The 17,839-nt window shown below is 72.0% G+C and carries 17 protein-coding genes; 9 read left to right on the top strand and 8 right to left on the bottom strand.

Annotated features, from left to right (window positions below):
• Positions 1 to 22: 22 nt before the first annotated feature.
• Complete coding sequence (locus tag K1T35_RS10870) at positions 23 to 757, top strand: IclR family transcriptional regulator (protein ID WP_220262519.1); 735 nt, start codon at positions 23 to 25, stop codon at positions 755 to 757.
• Between the two features lie 141 nt (positions 758 to 898).
• Here K1T35_RS10870 and K1T35_RS10865 read toward each other — a convergent pair whose 3' ends face one another.
• Complete coding sequence (locus K1T35_RS10865; protein ID WP_220260037.1) at positions 899 to 1,096, bottom strand: hypothetical protein; 198 nt, start codon at positions 1,094 to 1,096, stop codon at positions 899 to 901.
• A gap of 87 nt (positions 1,097 to 1,183) precedes the next feature.
• On the opposite strand from K1T35_RS10865, the gene K1T35_RS10860 reads away from it, so the two are divergent.
• From K1T35_RS10860 to K1T35_RS10845, 4 genes are all read left to right on the top strand, one after another.
• Positions 1,184 to 1,876 (top strand): TetR/AcrR family transcriptional regulator, encoded by a 693-nt coding sequence (locus K1T35_RS10860; protein WP_220260036.1) that lies wholly within the window; start codon positions 1,184 to 1,186, stop codon positions 1,874 to 1,876.
• A 125-nt stretch (positions 1,877 to 2,001) separates the two neighbouring features.
• Entirely contained in the window at positions 2,002 to 3,318 is a 1,317-nt protein-coding gene (locus K1T35_RS10855; protein WP_220260035.1) for an MFS transporter, read from the top strand.
• Positions 3,272 to 3,727, top strand: coding sequence for a hypothetical protein (locus tag K1T35_RS10850; RefSeq protein WP_220260034.1), 456 nt, complete (start codon positions 3,272 to 3,274; stop codon positions 3,725 to 3,727). The genes K1T35_RS10855 and K1T35_RS10850 overlap by 47 nt, the downstream gene beginning before the upstream one ends.
• Positions 3,724 to 4,518 carry an alpha/beta fold hydrolase gene (locus K1T35_RS10845; protein WP_220260033.1) on the top strand — a complete coding sequence of 265 codons (795 nt, stop codon included), beginning with the start codon at positions 3,724 to 3,726 and terminating at the stop codon, positions 4,516 to 4,518. Before K1T35_RS10850 ends, K1T35_RS10845 begins: the two co-directional genes overlap by 4 nt.
• Before the next feature lie 680 nt (positions 4,519 to 5,198).
• Here K1T35_RS10845 and K1T35_RS10840 read toward each other — a convergent pair.
• From K1T35_RS10840 to K1T35_RS10810, 7 genes are all read right to left on the bottom strand, one after another.
• Positions 5,199 to 5,978 (bottom strand): IclR family transcriptional regulator, encoded by a 780-nt coding sequence (locus K1T35_RS10840; protein WP_255621764.1) that lies wholly within the window; start codon positions 5,976 to 5,978, stop codon positions 5,199 to 5,201.
• Between the two features lie 65 nt (positions 5,979 to 6,043).
• Positions 6,044 to 6,991, bottom strand: a complete 948-nt coding sequence (locus K1T35_RS10835; protein WP_220260032.1) for a zinc-binding dehydrogenase — start codon at positions 6,989 to 6,991, stop codon at positions 6,044 to 6,046.
• Positions 6,991 to 7,845 carry an alpha/beta fold hydrolase gene (locus K1T35_RS10830; protein WP_220260031.1) on the bottom strand — a complete coding sequence of 285 codons (855 nt, stop codon included), beginning with the start codon at positions 7,843 to 7,845 and terminating at the stop codon, positions 6,991 to 6,993. Before K1T35_RS10830 ends, K1T35_RS10835 begins: the two co-directional genes overlap by 1 nt.
• Before the next feature lie 131 nt (positions 7,846 to 7,976).
• Positions 7,977 to 8,870 carry an alpha/beta fold hydrolase gene (locus K1T35_RS10825; protein ID WP_220260030.1) on the bottom strand — a complete coding sequence of 298 codons (894 nt, stop codon included), beginning with the start codon at positions 8,868 to 8,870 and terminating at the stop codon, positions 7,977 to 7,979.
• Positions 8,870 to 10,183 carry a M20 family metallopeptidase gene (locus K1T35_RS10820; RefSeq protein WP_220260029.1) on the bottom strand — a complete coding sequence of 438 codons (1,314 nt, stop codon included), beginning with the start codon at positions 10,181 to 10,183 and terminating at the stop codon, positions 8,870 to 8,872. The genes K1T35_RS10825 and K1T35_RS10820 overlap by 1 nt, the downstream gene beginning before the upstream one ends.
• Positions 10,180 to 11,130 carry a hypothetical protein gene (locus tag K1T35_RS10815; protein WP_220260028.1) on the bottom strand — a complete coding sequence of 317 codons (951 nt, stop codon included), beginning with the start codon at positions 11,128 to 11,130 and terminating at the stop codon, positions 10,180 to 10,182. Before K1T35_RS10815 ends, K1T35_RS10820 begins: the two co-directional genes overlap by 4 nt.
• A gap of 6 nt (positions 11,131 to 11,136) precedes the next feature.
• Positions 11,137 to 12,387 (bottom strand): Rieske 2Fe-2S domain-containing protein, encoded by a 1,251-nt coding sequence (locus K1T35_RS10810; RefSeq protein ID WP_220260027.1) that lies wholly within the window; start codon positions 12,385 to 12,387, stop codon positions 11,137 to 11,139.
• A gap of 211 nt (positions 12,388 to 12,598) precedes the next feature.
• Here K1T35_RS10810 and K1T35_RS10805 point away from each other — a divergent pair, with 211 nt between their 5' ends.
• From K1T35_RS10805 to K1T35_RS10790, 4 genes are all read left to right on the top strand, one after another.
• Entirely contained in the window at positions 12,599 to 13,570 is a 972-nt protein-coding gene (locus tag K1T35_RS10805) for an NAD(P)/FAD-dependent oxidoreductase (protein WP_220260026.1), read from the top strand.
• A gap of 4 nt (positions 13,571 to 13,574) precedes the next feature.
• Positions 13,575 to 13,910, top strand: coding sequence for a ferredoxin family protein (locus K1T35_RS10800; RefSeq protein ID WP_220260025.1), 336 nt, complete (start codon positions 13,575 to 13,577; stop codon positions 13,908 to 13,910).
• A gap of 41 nt (positions 13,911 to 13,951) precedes the next feature.
• Complete coding sequence (locus tag K1T35_RS10795; protein ID WP_220260024.1) at positions 13,952 to 16,843, top strand: LuxR family transcriptional regulator; 2,892 nt, start codon at positions 13,952 to 13,954, stop codon at positions 16,841 to 16,843.
• A 163-nt stretch (positions 16,844 to 17,006) separates the two neighbouring features.
• Positions 17,007 to 17,804, top strand: coding sequence for an MBL fold metallo-hydrolase (locus K1T35_RS10790; protein ID WP_220260023.1), 798 nt, complete (start codon positions 17,007 to 17,009; stop codon positions 17,802 to 17,804).
• Positions 17,805 to 17,839: the final 35 nt, after the last annotated feature.

Genomic DNA, 17,839 nt, shown 5'->3' with positions numbered 1-17,839 from the left:
GCGGAACGGTGCGACGCTGTCGATGGTCGGGCGGGCGTTCACACTGCTCACCGCGTTCCGCCCAGGCGACGGCGAGCTCAGCCTCGCCGAGCTGTGCCGCCGCACCGCGATCGCCAAGCCCACCGCCCACCGCCTCCTCGGCGAGCTCTCCGAGTGGGGCGTCGTCGAGCGCACGGACACCGGCACCTGGCGTCTGGGCCTGCGCCTGTTCGAGCTCGGCCAGCTCGTGCCCCGCCAGCGCGACCTCCTCGACGTCGCCGCACCGTTCCTCGCCGACCTGTTCGAGGCCACCCGCGAGACCGTCCACCTCGCCGTCCTCGACGGCACCGACGTCGTCTACGTCCAGAAACTCACCGTCAGCGGCAGCCCCGACATCCCGTCCCGCCTCGGCGGACGCATGCCCGCCTACTGCACCGGCGTCGGGAAGGCCCTGCTCGCCTTCGGCCCACCCGAGCGCCTCGCCGCCGTCGTCGCCGCGGGCCTCGAACGCCGCACCCCCCGCACCGTGATTGCCCCCGGCCTGCTGCGCGCCGAGCTCGACACCATCCGCCGCCACGGCATCGCCGAGGAGCATGAGGAATCCACGCGCGGGATCGCCTGCGTCGCCGCCCCCGTGCTCGACACCGACGGCCACGCCATCGCAGCCCTGTCCATCACCGGATGGGCCAACCGCCTCCACACCCACCGCCTCGCCCCCGCGGTGCGCACCGCCGCGCTGGGCATATCCCGCGCACTTCGCTCCGTTGACATCGCCTGAACCGGCGGCGACCCGCGACAAGCGCCCCGCCGGAATGCGCCACCCAGGGTTCGCCGCCGATCCTGCAGCAATAGTGCGCGGCTCCCGACACCAGCGAGGGCGAGGCGCCGGCCTGCACCCCTCGGTGTTGGCGGGCTCGGGTCACCGGGAGACGCGAAGCAGCGGGAGCACGCTTTCGGAGACCTCGGTCAGCAGGGCACGCGGCAGGTCGTAGGACCCGACGTGCTGCAGTAACACCGCATCGGCTCCGGCCGCGCGCACGGTCGTCAGCCGGTCGACGATCTCGGCCGGCGTGCCGTAGAGACAGAACTCCCGGGCGAAGGCGGCGACCTCCGGCACCGGGGCGCAGGGCGGGATGCGCAGGCCGAGCCTCGAGTCAGCACTTCCTCGTACGACGTACGGTACGGTCTGACACAAGGGGGTCCGATGGCCAGGGAGTCGAGGCGGTCGGGGCGCGAGACCGCGCTCTCGGCCGACCGGATCATCGAGGCCGCGCTGCGCATCTCCGATGCGGAGGGCGACATCGACCGGCTCACGGTGCGCCGGCTCGCGGCCGACCTGGGCGTCGGCACGATGTCGCTCTACAGCTACTTCCGCAGCAAGGACGAGATCCTCGACGGCATGGCCGACCACGTGCTCGGCCGGATGCGGCTGCCACCCGAGCCGGACGCCGGGCCCGCCGACGCGCTGCGGACCGTCGGTCACGCCTTCCTGGCGCTGATGCGCGAGCACCCGTCGGTCATGCGGCTCTTCGCGACCCGTGTCACGAGCAGCCGCGCCGCGCTGCGCGGAGCGATGGAGGCCGTACTGGCGCGCCTCGTGGACGCCGGGATCCCGGGCCCGCAGGCGGCGCGGTGCTACGGCTTCCTCCTGACGTACGCGATCGGCTTCGCGAGCTACCAGAAGCCCCGCCCCTGGGGCCGCAGCGGCCGGGCGGCGAGCGCCGAGGAACGCCGCCAGCGCACGCACTTCTATGCGGCCCTGCCCATCGACGAGTTCCCGCACGTCGTGGAACTCGCCGGGGACATCTCCGACCTGCCGTCCGACGAGCAGTTCGACGCGGGCCTCGAGGCCTACATCGACGGCACCCTCCGCACCCTGCAGCACGTCCGCGCCTGACGGCTCGTTCCGGCCACCGGACCGGACTCCTTGACCCCGTGCGGCGGACCGTACACGGTACGGCCACTCTTCCGACGCCGGGTGGCCACCCGGCGTCGGTCTCGGACAGCGGTTCCGGAGGAACCATGACCACCACGCATCCACAGCGCACCCCCGTCAAGGCCGTGCTCGCCAGCTGGCTCGGCACGGTCATCGAGTTCTACGACTTCTTCATCTACGGGCTGGCATCGTCACTGATCTTCGCCCGGCTCTTCTTCCCCGCTTTCGACCCGCTGGTCGGCACCCTCATCTCGCTCTCGACGTTCGGCGTCGGCTACGTCGCCCGCCCGCTCGGGGCGATCGTCTTCGGGCACTTCGGCGACCGGCTCGGGCGCAAGTCGATGCTGGTCGTGACGCTCACGATGATGGGCGCCTCGACGTTCGCGATCGGCCTGCTTCCCACCTACGCGACCGTCGGGGTGCTGGCGCCCGTCCTGCTGGTCACACTGCGGATCGTGCAAGGCCTCTCGCTCGGCGGTGAGTACGGCGGGGCCGTGCTGATGACCGTCGAGCACACCCCGGAGCGGCGCCGCGGCCTCGTCGGCTCGTTGCTCAACACCGGCGCAGGCGTCGGCACGCTGACCTCGAACCTCGCGTTCCTCGCGGTGCTGCAGCTGCCCGAGGACGCGCTGCTGAGCTGGGGCTGGCGGATCCCGTTCCTGATCAGCGCGGTGCTGGTCGTCGTCGGCGTCGCCGCCCGTGTCACGCTCGCCGAGAGCCCGGCGTTCGTCGCCGTGCAGGACAGCGGCGAGGTGCGCCGCCTGCCGATCCTCGACGTGCTCCGCTCGGACTGGCAGCGGGTGATCCTGGTGGCACTCGGCACGGTCGGCGCAGGTGTCGTCGTCACGATGACGACCGTCTTCTCGCTGGCCTACGGCCGAGAGGCGCTGCAGCTGACCAACAGCGCCATGCTGGCGGTGCTGCTCCCCGCGGTCGTGGCGACCCTCGTGTTCCCGCCGCTCTTCGGGCCGATCGCCGACCGGATCGGGGTCCGCACGGTGTTCCTCGCCGGCGCAGCCGGCATGGTGGTCCTCCCCTTCGCGTGGTTCGCGCTGCTCGACACCCGCCAGTACGGGCTGATGCTGCTCGGCTTCGTGCTGCTGTTCCTGCCGTACTCGGCCAACTACGCCATGTTCCCCGCCTACTTCTCGCAGGTGTTCCCACCCGCCCTGCGGTACAGCGGCATGTCCCTCGGGTTCACGATCGGCACGATCGCCGGCAACGCCTTCGCGCCCGCTATCGCCACCTCGATCCTGGGCCGCACGGGTAGCTGGGCGGGCATCGCCTGGTACATGGCCGGGATGGCGGCCGTGTCGTTCATCGCCGCCGTCCTCATGCCCATCCGGGACACCGAGGGTGAATCCGCCCAGCCGGCCACCGCGCTCGGCACGGCGACCGCGTGAGGTCGGCAGCGGCCGGGCGAGCATCACCGGCGCCCCGAAGCTCGCCGACCGTGCCTACTACCGCGCCGGTATCGCCGAGGCCGAGGCCACGTTGCGGTCGGCGCGCGCCTACTTCTACGAGGTCACCGACGAGGCCTGGCAGGCGCTCGTCGACGGCGGCGAGGTGCGCGATGTGCAGAGCGCCCACCTGCGGCTCTCCGCGGCCCACCTCGCGCGGACGGCCTCACAGGTGGTCCACCAGGTCGTCTCGCTCTCCGGCACCGCGGCCATCCGCCAGGACCACCCGTTGCCCGCCCTGCTGAACGACGCCCTCGTACCGCAGGAACACGCGATCCTCAGCCCGGCGATCTACGACGCCGCGGGCGCCGTCCTCATGGGCCAGGCGCCCACCGTCCCGGCTTTCCGGTGAGCAGTCTGCGGCACGGGTTCGCCGACACCCGCCGCGGCCAGGTCCACTACGTCGAGCACGGCACCGGTGATCCGGTGGTGCTGCTGCACCAGACGCCGCGGTCGTGGGACGAGTACCGCGACGTCCTGCCGCTGCTCGGCACGAACCACCGGGCCATCGCCATGGACACCCTCGGCTTCGGGGCGTCCGCCCGGCCGACCGACGCGTGGACGATCGAGCTGTTCGCCGCCGGGGTCGTCGACCTGTGCGACGCGCTTGGCCTCGACAGCGTCGCCGTCGTGGGGCACCACACCGGCGGCGTGATCGCGGTCGAGGTCGCGGCCGCCGCGCCGGAGCGGGTGCACGGCCTGGTGCTCTCCGCTACCCCGTTCGTCGACGCTGTACGCCGGCAGCGGGTCGCCACGTCCCGGCCGCCGATCGACCACGTGGTGCCCGCCGAGGACGGCTCGCACCTCGCGCAGCTGTGGGCCAACCGCGCCGGCTTCTACCCGCCCGACCGGCCCGACCTGCTCGACCGCCTCGTGCGCGACGCCCTCGCCGTGCTCGACCGGGTCGAGGAGGGCCACCGCGCGGTGAACCGCTACCGCATGGAGGAGCGCATCGGCCTCGTGCGGGCCCCGACACTCGCGCTCTGCGGCGAGCTCGACACGTTCTCCCTGCCCGACCTGCCCCGGATCGCGGCGGCGATCCCCGGAGCCCGCAGCGCGGTGCTGCCGGACACCGGGGTGCCGGCCGTGGACCACCGGCCGGAGCAGTTCGCGGCCGCGGTCGGCGAGTTCCTCCGTTCTTGAGGCATGACCAAACCTCTGGTGCGTTTCGGCGAGATCCGGCCGTCCTGCCGGGCCAGCGGCGCGAGGACGGCGGAGTGAGGGGCCATGTCGGGAAGGATCACGCGTCGGGGACGCTCCGCGTGGCCGTTTCGGCAAATCCGTCGACATGATCAGAAATTCGGCGCCGAACCGGCCAGATCTGAGGGTGTTGCCGAATCAGGCGTGTGGGTGCCCGTCCCGCAAGGTCAGCAGCGATCAAGAGGCACAGACCGCTGACCAGGCCCCGGCGTCCCGCCCCACGGCTGTCGGCCGGGGCCTCCTGAAGGCGCCGCGCATTGTGCGGGGCCGCCCCTCGGAGTCATCCCTGAAGGAGCGGGGCCGGCGTCGCCAGCAGGCCGGTCTCACAAGGTCCGTGACGTCCTGGCGCACCCGGTGTCGGCTCGCGCACCCCGTGTCGGGGCACGCGACCCGTCGACCGGCTGCGTGGGCCGAGAACCGGTGCACGGGTCAAGGGTCGCGCAGCGATCGCGAAGCGATCGCGAAGCGCCCTTGAGGCGTGAGGAGCGGCCCCGCACACTGCGCGGCGCCACCGAAGGCCTGGTCCAAGGGCGCCACCGTTCCAACCACCGAGCCCACAACACGGCCCAACCGGATTCGGCAACACCCTCATCTCGCCGAAGACGCGCCGACACTTCGATCATCTACCCCTGGCTCAGCGCCGCCACCGACTTCATGATCCGCCGCCCGACCATGTTCAGCAGCCCCGCGAACTGCTGCACTTCCGCCCGGTACACCGGTGCCGTGACGGACAGTGCCCCGGTGACCACGCCCGTCGTGCCGGTCAGCGGAATCGCCACGCTCATGAAGCCGGCCCGCGTCTGCTCGTTCTCCACGGCGTAGCCGAGCTCGCGGGCCCTCGCCAGCTCCTGCAGGAGGAGCCCGGGCGCCGCGACCGTGTACGGGGTGAGCCGTCGCAGCGGGCTCGCCAGCACCTCGTCGACGAGCCGCTGCGGTCCGAAGGCGAGCAGCACCTTGCCGGTCGCCGTGCAGTGCAGCGGCATCCGGCCGGCAACGCGGGATGGCACCCGCCCGTGCCCGGAGACCTTCTCGAGGTAGAGCACCTCCAGCCCGTCGAGCACGGCCAGGTGGACGGTCTCGTTGGTGGCGTGGTGGAGGTCCTCCATGTACGGGCGGGCGGCGTCGCGCAGGATCCGCTGGCGCGGCACGCGCTGGCCGATCTCGAACAGGCGCATGCCGAGCCAGTAGCTCGAGCCACGCCGTTCGAGCAGGCCCCACTGCAAGAGCTCCTGCGCGAGGCGATGGACCGATGCCTTGGCGAGCCCCGTCCGGCGGGCGATCTCGGTCAAGCTCAGGTGCTCGTCGTCGGGCCCGAACGCCTCGAGGATGCGCTGCACTTTCGCCAGGACGCTCTTCGCTTCGGTGTCGGGCTGGTCCTGGCGGGCGGCAGACGTCATCGTCATCGGATCAGGGTCGCCCAGTAGACCCGGTCCGGGGAACGGACACGGTCCGCTGAGTGGACCGCAGTTCACGGGAGTACGACCGCGCGCCCCGCCACCCGGCCCGCCCGCAGGTCCTCGATCGCCGTCCTCGTGTCGGCCAGGTCGTAGGGCTGGACCGCGACCTCCAGCTCGCCGGCCGCGAGCCGGCGCACGAGCTCGCCTGCCACCTCGCGGGCTCGGCGCTCCTGCCGGATCATGTTGACGGGCAGGAGGGCCACGTCGTCGAGCAGCCAGGAGGGCAGGTCGATCGTCACGCTCGTGCCGGTGACGTAGCCGATCACCACGGCCCGCCCACCCTTCCGGACCCACCGGCTGCGCCCGACCAGCCCTTCGCCGCCGAGCGTGTCGACGAGCAAGGTCGCGGAGCGCGCCTTGGCGAGCTGCGCGACCGACTCGTCCGAGGAGCCGTCCACCGCCTCGACCCCGGCCGGCACCAGGTCCAGCTGGTCGCTGCGCCCGACCACGCCGATCACGGTCGCCCCGGCGGCGAGGGCTTGCTGCACCACCATCGCCCCGACCGCGCCCGCGGCACCGACGACCACGACCTCCTCCCCCGGCTGCAGCCGCGCGACGTCGTGGAGTGCGACGTAGGCGGTGGTGGCGGGGACGAAGAACGTCGCGGCGACCTCGGGAGGAAGCGGCTCGGCGAGCGGGGTCACCGCCTTCGCTGGCACGCTCACCCGCTCGGTCCACGTCCCGTCGCGCAGCATCCCGAGCCCACCCCCGCGAAGCATGACCTGCGTACCCGGTTCCAGACCACCGGCGGCCTCCGCGACGACCCCTGCCCCCTCGACGCCGCCGATGTAGGGCAGCTGGGGCTTCATCCCGAAGTCGCCGCCCGCGATGGTCAGGTCGAGGTGGGCGACGGCGGCGGCGTCGACCGTCACCAGTACCTCGCCGTCGGCGCGAGTCGGCGGCGGAACCTCGTCGAGGACCGGCGCCCCACCCCACGCGTGGAAGCGCGCGGCCCGCATCAGCGCCCGGCCTTCCGGAGGAACTCCAGGCTGATCGGGTTGTAGAGCTCGGCCTGCTCGTGCTGCGGCCAGTGCCCGCACCGCTCGAACAGCTCCAGCTGCGAGCCGGGGATGTTCTCGTGCATCGCGGACGCCTCCGGCACCTCGCCGAACGGGTTCTCCCGACCCCACACGATCAGCGTCGGCTGCGTGATCCGGGCGAGCTCCTCCGGCGTGAGCAGGTTGCGCGTGCGGCGCTCCATGTCCTGCAGCGACAGCAGGTTGTCGACATTGGCCACGAAGTCCGGGGCGTGGTAGATCGCGTGCCGGACCTCGACCAGCTCCTCGGTGGCGTCCTCCGGGTCGGCCATCAACAGCCGCAGCCGCTGACGGGTCAGCTCGACGTCGTCGGTGGTGACAGCGTTGCGGGTGCTGGTCTTGATCCGCTCCATGACGGCGGGGTTGGCCACGGTCCCGCCCGCGCAGAGCAGCTGCAGGCTCTGGACGCGCTCGGGGTGTGTGGCGGCGGTCCGGGCGCCGACCCAGCCGCCGAGCGACTCGCCGACGATGTGCGCCCGCGCGATCCCGACCGCGTCGAAGTAGTCGACCAGGTGCTGGACGTAGTCCGCGATCTCGTACGGGCGGTCCGGCTTGCCGGTGTAGCCGTGGCCGAGCATGTCGATCGCGTGCACGTCGTACTCGGCGTGCGCCACGACGTTGCGGGTGAACACCTCCAGGTGTCCGCTCGTGCCGTGCAGGAACACCACCGACTCCGCGTCGGGGTTGCCTGCGCGCAGCGCCCGGGTGGGGACGCCTGCGGCGTCGACGTACTCGACGCGGAACGGAATCGGGCTGAGTTCGGTCCAGATGCTCACGGGGAGTCCTTACTTCTGGTTGATGCGGTGGACCTGTGTGTTGCTGTGCGCGGCGAGCTTGCGCACCGCGAACACGGCGCCCACCAGTGCCAGCACGACCAGCGGCCTGCGGATCTTCATCGGGCGCACCTTCATCGGGCTCCAAGCCCTGCGAGCGAGCCTGCCGGCACGCCGCCTGCCGGCAGCGAGTCCAGGAAGCCCGAGACCACCGAGTAGTAGGCCTGCGGGCGCTCCTCCTGCAGGTGGTGAGAGGCGTGGTCCATCACGTACAGGTTTCCGCGCGGGACCATCCGGGCCAGCATCAGCGGGTAGTCGGGCGTCAGGAACGCGTCCTGCATGCCCCAGACGAACAGGACAGGGGCCTCGATGCGCCCCAGCTCCGCGGTCAGGTCCTGCCACTCCCCCCGCGGCGAGTCCGACATCCCGGCCAGCGCGCGCTCACCGGGGTCGAGGCTCTGCTCGTAACGCAGGTCCAGGGTCTCCTCGGGCAGCGCGCCGGTGTCGTACCACTCGAGCCGGGTGATCAGCTCGCGCATCTTCTCGCGCGTGGGGCCCTCGCCGCCGTAGTAGACGTCGCGGGCGTTGCGGCCGCGGCGACCGCCCTCTGGCAGCGGGGCGAGCGGACCGTAGAAGACCGGCATGCTCCCGGTGACGACCAACGAACGCGCGCGGTCCGGGTACTTCGCCGCCAGGTTGAGCGCGATCGTGCCGCCCCACGAGTTGCAGACGAAGTCCGCGCGCTCCACCCCGAGCGTGTCCATGAGCGCGACGGTCGTGGCCGCGTGGTGGTCCCACATCGGACCGTCGATGCGCGACTTCTCGGACTTGCCGTACTGGTGGATGTCCACGAGCAGGCAGCGGCGGTCGGCCGCGAAGAGCGGGGCGACCGGCCCGAAGTCGCTCCACGCCGTGCAGCCGGGGCCGCCACCGTGCAGGAAAACGGTGTCGGGACCGCTCCCGAGATCGTGGTAGTGGTAGCGGACGCCGCCGCCGTCCGCGTAGCGGCTCTCCGGTGGGGGCGCCATCAGGATTCCTCTCGTGTGGTGGCGATCGTCGTACGCGCCAGCACCTCGCAGAGGCGGCGCATTGCACGCACGTCGACGGTGTTCATCCCGCGTGCGAAATCGACGGCGAACCTCTCCGACGTCACCTTCGGCATCCCGACCCGCGCGGTCGGGATGCCGCGCGCCCGCAGGATGTTCGCGTCGGTGGCGCCGCTGTTGTCGGGGATCGGCTCGTGGGGGCGGCCGTTGGTCTGCTCCCAGGCCGCAACCGTCCGCTGCACGATCGGGGCGTCGGGCGGCGTGTGCGTCGCCGGGACGGCCAGCACCATCTCGACACCGAGATCGACGTCCAGGTCCCGGCCCAGCTCCTCGACGAAGCCCGCGAGCTCCCGCTTGACCTGCAGCGGTGTCGTCCCGGGCGCGACGCGGATGTCGAGCCGCAGCCGGCAGAGCGCCGGGGTCACCGCGAGCATCCGCTCCCAGCCGCCCGCGATCGACCCGATCACACCCTGCGGCGCTGCCGTGGGCGTGCGGTGCCGGACCGGGTAGTCGGCCAGCCACCGCTCGAGCCGGGTGACGACCTCGGCGGCCGTGACGATCGGGTTGCGGTAGGGCATCCGGTGCCGGCTGCCGACGTAGGTGTGGACGCCGAGGACGGTCACCTCGAACCAGGCCAGTCCGACCTCCTCGTGCGCCACGAGATCGCCTGGCTTCGCGATCACGGCGTGGTCGGTGTACCAGCCCCGCTCCAGCAGGAACGAGCAGCCGACGCCCTGGCCGGTGTTGGCCCGCTGCGGGTAGCCGGGGGCGTTGACGGCGTTGGTCGGCATCCCGCCGGCCCCGAACGCGACGACGACGTCGCCCGCGAGCTCCGGCCGGACCTCACCGAGCGCCTCCGCCAGCACAAGGATGCAGGCCGCGTGCCCCTTCGGGTTGCTCGCGCCGAGCCCGGAGACGAACGCGCCCTCGTCGCGCGCCACCGGCAGCATGTCGGGACGGAGGCGCTCCCCGATCCACGGCACGTCGATCGCCTCCTCGCCCGTGGTGAGGGTGTCGATCGGCGCGTAGAGCATCAGGTCCTCGCCGCCACCGCTGCCGCGCAGCCTGCCCACGGCGTTGGCCTGGAACTCGTCGATGTGCTGCGCGGTCGCCGCGAACCCGGCCGCGGCGAGCCGGTCGGCCAGGAAGCGCGCCAGCGGCGCCTCCCGTCCGGTGGGGCTCGGGATCCCGGTGACGGCGCGGGCGGCGGCGCGCAGCCGGTCCTCGCTGATCGCGGCGAGCAGCCGGTCGACGACGGCCTCCTCGGCGACGGCCGTGCCGGTCGGCGCGATCACGGCTCGCGCTCCGTCGCGGGTTCGATCAAACCGACCCCCATGCCGGTCAGCCACTCCGGCATCGCCGCGTACGCCAGGCGGCGCCCGGGCGCGAAGCCCATGGCCGCGGCCATGGTCAGCCAGGTCCGCAGCTCCTGGCCGCCGTTGCCGGCGAGCCCCTCGATGTCGTCGGAGGAGTAGGTCGCGTAGCGCTCCAGCTTTCCCGCCTCGAGATCGGCCAGGAACGCCTCGTCGAAGTCCTCGAAGATCGTCGGGCGGGCCGCGGTGATGATCTCCCGCCGCCGCTTGTCGTAGCGCTCCCACTCGCCGCGACCGTTCAGCCAGGCCTCGACGAGGAACTCCTCGTCCGTGTTCTGCGGGTCCCGCCAGTCGGCGGGCCACGGCAGCTGGTGCGACAGCCCGCCCGACGCGATCACGACGACCCGGAGGTCCTCGGGGATCGCCTCGACGGCCGCGGCGAGGTTGCGGCCCAGCTGCAGGCAGCGGTCGACCCTGGGCAGCGGGGCGGCGAACACGTTGATCACCAGTGGGACGACGGGAACGTCGAGGTCGCGCAGGAGGTACTGGATCGCGTGGGTCTGCCCGTGGTCGATCTGCAGCCGGGCCGAGATGGCCACCTCGGTTCCGCGCTCGATCAGCTCACCCGCGAGCGCCTGCGCGAAGCCGGGATCGCTGCGTTGCGGACCTTTGGGTGTGCCCGCCTCGCCCGCCCCGATCACCTCTCCGACGCCGAGCGTGAACGCCGGGATCATGTCCAGCCAGAACCCGCGGAAGTGGTTGGACCCGACGATGATCGCCACGTCCGGCCGAGCGCCGGCGACCGCGTCGCGGGCTTCGGCCAGCGCGTCCCGGAACCGCTCCGCGCGGTCGGTGTGCACGACGTGGTCCCAGTGCGTGTTCATCAGGGTGGAGTGGGAGGCACCCACTCCGAGCACGATGCGCGCCATGTGTCCTCAGCTCTCGACGGGCGGGCCTGCGGGCTCGAACCCGTCGGCCTTGAGCCGTTCGGTCCGTTCCTCGGTGACGTCCTCGGCGAGCTTGCGCCATTTGAGCAGCGACTCGTCCGGCCGGTACAGCCGCTCCGGCGGGGCGTCGGTCACCTCGACCATCCACTTGTCCTGCGCGGAGAACTGGCCGTGGAACAGCCACCGGACGAATCCGAGGTACTTCAGGTAGAAGGGCAGGGTCCGCAACCCCTTCCGGAAATCCGCCATCACACCCACGTACAGGTGGTTCTCGGCGTCCACCGGGACGTAGAACTCGTAGTGGATGAACGTCGGGTACGCGATCCGCAGGATCCCCGGCATGCTCACCGACGCGAACCCGGGGAACTCCTGGGCGGCGATCACCGGGTTGACCTCGCGGTGGCTGCCGGTGTTGCCGATGTTGCTGGTCTGCTTCGGCGGCTTGAGCTTGAACCAGGACTGGTTGTCCCACTTGCCGAGACCGGGGAACTCCGCGGTCCAGTACTGCTTGTCCTGCACGCGGTAGATCCAGCGCCCCCGCTGGACAATGCGGGTCTCGTTCCACACGGGCATGGCCTTGAACACCCGCCAGAGCGACGTGCGGTGCAGGTACTTGGCGTGGCCCTCGTCGTAGCCGTTCTCGCAGGCGAACCGCCAGTTCCCCACGCGGGGCTGGATCCGCGACCCGACCACCGCAGCGTTGCCGACCAGCTCCTCGGGGAGCTGCTCGTCGATGGGCGGCGCGTCCTCGCCGTCGCCGACGAAGACCCACACCATGCCGAGTCGTTCCTCGACCTCGTAGGTGGGCTGGGTGACCTTTCCGCAGATCGGGCTCTCGGGGCCGTCGGTGATGACCGCCTTCAGCTCGCCCGTCGCGAGGTCGAACGTCCAGCCGTGGTACGGGCACGAGATCGTGCCGGGGAACTGCTGGTTGCCCTCGCTCAACGGCACCCCGCGATGCGGGCACCGGTCCTTCAACGCGTACGCCGTGCCCATGTTCTTGACACCGTCGCGGATCAGCACGATCTTCTCGCCGAGCAGCGTGATCTGCTTCGGCTTCCCGGTGAGCTGTGACCCGTAGCAGACCGGGTACCAGTAGCCGCGGAAACCGGCGGCAGCGGCCTGGTAATGGGGCCAGCTCGACCAGTCCTGGCGTCCGGGGAGCTTGCCGGCGCGCCGCGGCCGGCGGCGTGGGGCGGCCGCTGCCTTCGTGTCGGTCGCTCCGCCATTCGCATTCATGAAGCCAGTCCAACACCGGCCGGCGGGCCCTCCAAGGTCACGGTTCCGCTGACCGAACCGCGCCCGGGAATCCGGTCCCGGTTTCGCTGAGCGGTCCGGCGGGCGGGACACACCCTGGGGGCGCACCTACCGTCCGGAACGCCCCCGGCGCCGGGGAGCTCGTCTTCTTCCCTTCCCCACCATCCACCGGAGGTCGGCCGTGCCCGCGAGCATGAACACGGACATCCTGATCGTCGGCGCCGGCCCCACCGGTCTCTACGGCGCCTACTGCGCGGGGTTCCGCGGCCTGCGCACCGTGATCGTCGATGCCCTGCCGCAGGCGGGCGGGCAGATCGCCGCGCTCTACCCGGAGAAGGAGATCCGGGACATCGCGGGCATCCCCGGGTCACGCGGCCGGGACGTCGTCGCCGCGCTGAAGGAGCAGGCCGACGCGTTCGGTCCGCGGTACCTGCTGGGCAGCCAGGCCACCGCGCTCGCGCACTCCCCGGACGGTCGCCCGCAGGTGTCGCTGGCGGACGGCACCGTCGTCGATGCCGGCGCGGTCGTCCTGACCGCGGGCACCGGCACGTTCACGCCGCGCCCGCTCCCCGCGGGCGAGGAGTTCCTCGGGCGCGGCCTCTCCTACTTCGTGCCGGACCCGGCCGCCCACGACGGCCAGGACGTGCTCGTCGTGGGCGGCGGCGACAGCGCCGTCGACTGGGCGCTCGCCCTGCACCCGATCGCCCGCTCGGTCACCCTCGTACACCGCCGCGGTGGCTTCCGCGCCCACGCGGCGAGCGTCCGGGCCGTTCACGAGTGCGGCGCCACCGTCATCACCGACGCCGAGGTCGAGGCCCTGCTCGGTGACGAGCTGCTCCGCGAGGCGCACGTCCGCGTGCGCGGCGAGGCCGAGCACCGCGTGCTGGAGGTCGACAGCGTGGTGGCGGCGCTGGGCTTCGTCAGCAACCTCGGACCGCTGGCCGAGTGGGGCCTGGAGCTGAACCGCCGCTCCATCGTCGTCGACACCCGGATGCGCACGACGGTGCACCGGGTCTTCGCCGCGGGCGATGTCACCGACTACCCGGGCAAGGTCCGGCTTATGTCCGTCGGGTTCGGCGAGGTCGCAACCGCCGTCAACAACGCCGCAGTGGAGCTGGACCCGGAGCTGACGCTCTTCCCCGGCCACTCCACGGAGAGGAGCTAGCACCATGTCCTACGTCATCGGCGCCAACTGCGTCGACGTCACCGACCGCGCCTGCCTCGACGTCTGCCCCGTCGACTGCATCTACGTCGGCGAGCGCAAGAGCTACATCAACGCCAACGAGTGCATCGAGTGCGGAGCCTGCGAACCGGAGTGCCCGGTCGACGCGATCTTCGTCGACCGGACCGGACGCAAGGACGAGCAGAAGGCGGTCTTCATCGCCGACTCGATCGACTTCTTCGCCACGCCGCTGCCGGGGCGGGACGCGCCGCTCGGCGATCCGGGTGGAGCGGCGTCCGTCGGCGACCTGGGAGTCGACACGCCGCTGGTCACCGCACTCTGATCCGTCGCGATGCGCTCTACACCTGGTGGCATGCTGGTCTGATGCGGGAGCTGCTGTGCCCCGTACTTGTCGGCCGCGACCAGGAGTGGCAGGAGCTACGACGCGCCCTCGATCGCCTGGCCGACGGCCTTGGCGCGACACGGGTGGTCGCCGGCGAGGCCGGGGTTGGAAAGTCGCGGCTGTTGCGGGAGGTCGCCGAGGAGGGCGTTCGTCGGGGAGCGCGCGTGCTGACCGGCCGGGCGGTCGAGCGCGACAGCCCGATCCCCTTCCGGGCCGTCGCGGAGGCACTGTTCTCACACCTTCGCAGGTCGGGACCGCCGCACGTTCCGGAGCTCGCACCGTTCCTGCCCATCCTCGGCCGACTCATCCCGGAGTGGCGTCTGCATGGCGAGGCACCCGGGGAGGAGTCGCTCGTGGTGCTGGGGGAAGCCGTGATCAGGCTGCTCGCCACTCTGGGCCGCGGTGCTGGCTGCGTGCTCGTGCTCGAGGATCTCCAATGGGCCGACGCCGAGACTGTCGAGGTCGTCGAGTATCTCGCCGACAACATCGCGGGGGAACCGGTCCTCTGCGTGGTCTCGCTTCGCAGCGACGAACCCAGCAGGGCTCTGTCGCGCGTCCGCGACCTCGTTGCCCGGCGCTCCGCAACCATGGTGGAGCTCCGGAGCCTCAGCGACGAGGAGGTCGTGTCGGTGGCTGCGGGCTGCCTGCAGGCTTCGGTCGTCCCCCGCGAGGTTGCCGAGGTCGTGGTGGCGAGGGCCGATGGACTGCCTTTCCTCGTCGAGGAGCTGCTGGCAGCGATGGTCCAGGCCCACGAGTTGTACGAGACGGCCGACGGCTGGGTCCTCGACCGCTCACCAGGGCTGGCGATCCCTGCCACGTTTGCCGAGACCGTGCGGCGACGTCTCGGAGCATCGTCGGACACGCGGGACCTTCTCGGTGCGGCGGCGCTGCTCGGCCGAAGCTTCGACTGGCGCCTGCTGGCGGGCATGAGCGGCCAGGACGACGCCGCGGTGGTCGATCGCCTCCACCGGGCCGTCGACGCCCAGCTGCTGTCCGTGGAGGCCGCCGATCCCGGGCACCGCTTCCGGTTCCGCCATGCGCTGACTCGCGACGCCATCCTCGCGGAGCTCGTTCCGCCGGAGCGAGCAACCATTGCCGCGCGCGCTCTTCGTGCTGTCGAGGCCGCTCATCCCGGCCTGCCCGGGGAGTGGTGCGAGCTGGCGGCCGATCTCGCTGACCAGGCTGACGAGCCGGCCCGGGCGGCCCGGTTGCACCTCGAGTCCGGGCGGCGGGCGTTCGCGCGCGGAGCGCTGGCCAGCGCCGAGGCGAACCTGGAGCGGGCCGGGCGGCTGGTCGGCGACAACCGGCAACTGGCTGTCGAGATCGACGAGGTGCTCTGCGAGGTGCTCGTCAAGGCCGGCAACGCCGAGCGGGTGGGCGAGGTCGGCCGGCGCCTGCTTTCCCGGCTGGCGGCACTGGCGGCCCCGCCGGCGCGCCGGGCGCAGGTGCACCTGTGGCTGGCTCGCACGGCCATCGTGTCGGCCGATTGGGCGGGCGCCCTGGATCGGCTTCACCACGCCCGAGAGCTCGCGGCAGGCGGTGGCGCCGGCGAGTTCGAGGTCCTGGCCGCTCAGGTGGCGCTCGGCGAGGGCCGCCTCGACGACGCCGCGGCGCTCGCCGAGAGGGCGTTGACCATGTCCGAGTCAGGTCGGCGCTACGAGCTGGCCTGCGAGGCCCTCGCGGTCTTGGGCCAACGGGAACGCCTGCGTGACCTCACCTCGGCGGCGCGGGCCTTCTCGGCTGCCTTGGCACTGGCCGAGCAGCACGGCCTGACGCTGTGGCGGGTGCGGGCCCTCCACGAGCTGGGCACCATCGACCTGCTGGGCGGCGGCCCGCTCGATCGGCTCGCCCAGGCCCGCAGGGCAGCGCTCGACGTGGGTGCGCTGGCCACCGCGGCCACGCTCAGCCTCCAGATGGCCGCGTGGTTCACCAACCATGCCGAGTCGGAAGGGGCCCTGGACGCCGGTCGGTCCTGCGCCACGGAGGCAGGGCGGCTGCGGCTTCCCCTCGTCGAAGGAGTGGGGTTCGTCCTGCAAGCGGTGGGTCACGCCCTGATGGATCAGCGGGCCGAGATGGAGGCGGCCATCGACAAGGCCGTCGCCGCCTCGGGCGGCCACCCCGAGGTCCGAGGGGTGGCTCTGCTCATGGCCCGGGCGCTGCTGTGGATCGTCCGCGAGGACCGCGCCCGGGCGCTGGCCGAGCTGGACGCCGGCATGGCGCTGTTGCGGGGCACGCCGGTCACCGCGCCATGCCGGGGCTTGTGGGCCCTCGTCCACGCCCTGGATGCCGGCGATGGGGAGGCGGCGGTGGCCGAGGTCGAGGCGTCGGGACTGACGACGTACTGGCTGATCCGAGGATGGGTGGGCCATGCCCGGGCCGTGACCCTCGGCCGGCAAGGTCAGGTAGCGGCGGCCGAGGGGGCCTTCATCCGGGCTGACGCCGACCTCGCCCCGTGCGACTGGTACCGCCACCACGCCCGCCGATTGGTGGCCGAGGCGGCCATCACCGACGGCTGGGGAGACCCGACGCGATGGCTGGCCGAGGCGCTGGCCTTCTTCGATCCGTCCGGGCCGCCCGCGGTGGCCTCGGCGTGCCGATCGCTGCTCCGCCAGGCCGGTGCGCCGGTGCCGCGGCGCCGCCGCCCGGCCCCGGACCTGCCGGCGACGATGGCGACCGTGGGGGTGACCCCGAGGGAGGCGGAGGTGCTGGCATTCCTCGCCGAGGGCCGCTCCACCAGGGAGATCGCGGCTCGCCTCTATCTCTCTCCGAAGACCGTCGAGCGCCACATCGCCAACCTGGCCGCAAAGGTGGGCGTCGGGGGTCGATCCGAGTTGGTCGCCTATGCGGCCCGCCACCATGTGGGGACGGGATGACCTAAATATGGGGGTCTGCCCGATGACGGGGCCCGGGCACCACTCCGATCATGGCTTGCAGCGCCAAGCACCACGGGCTTGAGATCTCGTCCGCCATCCAGGACGACCGGCCTACGACGACCGACGCGAGGCGCCGGTAGTGCCGTACGAGGAGGGAACGGACATGGACCCTGTCTACCGGGCCACCGACGACGTCTACGTCCTGCCGACGACCCTGCCGCTCCCGGGCGTGGGTGAGCTCGTCGTCAACACGTACCTCATCTTGGCCGCCCAACCGGTCCTCGTGGACACCGGTCTCGCCATCGACGCCGAGGAGTTCGAGCACGCGGTGCGGTCGATCATCGACCCGGCCGAGATTCGATGGATCTGGTTGACGCATGACGACGCCGACCACACGGGCAACCTCGAGCGGATCATGTCGCTGGCGCCGGCGGCACGACTGGCAACGCACGGTCTCGGTGCACTGCGCATGGCCACCTGGTGGCCGGTGCCGTTGGACCGGGTGACCGCGCTCCGACCAGGCGACCGAATCGATGTGGGTGACAGGCACCTTCGTGGTCTGCGGCCACCGCTGTACGACAATCCCATGTCGACCGGACTGCTCGACGACAGAACCGGTGCGCTGTTCACGGTCGACGCCTTCGGCGCGATCCTGCCGTCCGTCCCGCAGGACTGCGCGGACGTGCCCGAGGCGGACCTCGTCGGCGGAATGGCCGGCTGGGCGGCCTTCGATTCGCCATGGACCCACCTCGTCGATCACGAGCGCTTCCAGGTGGCGGTCGGCGAGGTCGCCCGGCTCCGACCCACAGCCGTCTTCAGCTCCCACCTGCCGGCCGCATCGGGCCGGTCGATCGACCAGTTCATCAAGATCATCGGGTCGGTTCCCGCCGGCGCGCCGTTCGACCCGCCCGACCAGGCAGCGTTCGACGCGATCGTCGCCGGGCTCAGCCCGGCCGCATGAGAAGTCCCGCCGGTACGAGCCCGAGGAGGATCGAC

This window comes from Pseudonocardia sp. DSM 110487, assembly GCF_019468565.1.
In the GTDB taxonomy this organism is placed as follows: Bacteria; Actinomycetota; Actinomycetes; order Mycobacteriales; family Pseudonocardiaceae; genus Pseudonocardia.
This window is presented reverse-complemented; position numbering and strand designations above follow the sequence as displayed.

Excerpts from the sequence above, each read along its gene's own strand:
- K1T35_RS10870 (WP_220262519.1), top strand. The coding sequence starts at position 23 with ATGGTCGGGCGGGCGTTCACACTGCTCACCGCGTTCCGCCCAGGCGAC.
- K1T35_RS10860 (WP_220260036.1), top strand. The coding sequence starts at position 1,184 with ATGGCCAGGGAGTCGAGGCGGTCGGGGCGCGAGACCGCGCTCTCGGCC.
- K1T35_RS10855 (WP_220260035.1), top strand. The coding sequence starts at position 2,002 with ATGACCACCACGCATCCACAGCGCACCCCCGTCAAGGCCGTGCTCGCC.
- K1T35_RS10840 (WP_255621764.1), bottom strand. The coding sequence starts at position 5,978 with ATGACGATGACGTCTGCCGCCCGCCAGGACCAGCCCGACACCGAAGCG.
- K1T35_RS10835 (WP_220260032.1), bottom strand. The coding sequence starts at position 6,991 with ATGCGGGCCGCGCGCTTCCACGCGTGGGGTGGGGCGCCGGTCCTCGAC.
- K1T35_RS10825 (WP_220260030.1), bottom strand. The coding sequence starts at position 8,870 with ATGGCGCCCCCACCGGAGAGCCGCTACGCGGACGGCGGCGGCGTCCGC.
- K1T35_RS10815 (WP_220260028.1), bottom strand. The coding sequence starts at position 11,130 with ATGGCGCGCATCGTGCTCGGAGTGGGTGCCTCCCACTCCACCCTGATG.
- K1T35_RS10810 (WP_220260027.1), bottom strand. The coding sequence starts at position 12,387 with ATGAATGCGAATGGCGGAGCGACCGACACGAAGGCAGCGGCCGCCCCA.
- K1T35_RS10805 (WP_220260026.1), top strand. The coding sequence starts at position 12,599 with ATGAACACGGACATCCTGATCGTCGGCGCCGGCCCCACCGGTCTCTAC.
- K1T35_RS10800 (WP_220260025.1), top strand. The coding sequence starts at position 13,575 with ATGTCCTACGTCATCGGCGCCAACTGCGTCGACGTCACCGACCGCGCC.
- K1T35_RS10795 (WP_220260024.1), top strand. The coding sequence starts at position 13,952 with ATGCGGGAGCTGCTGTGCCCCGTACTTGTCGGCCGCGACCAGGAGTGG.
- K1T35_RS10790 (WP_220260023.1), top strand. The coding sequence starts at position 17,007 with ATGGACCCTGTCTACCGGGCCACCGACGACGTCTACGTCCTGCCGACG.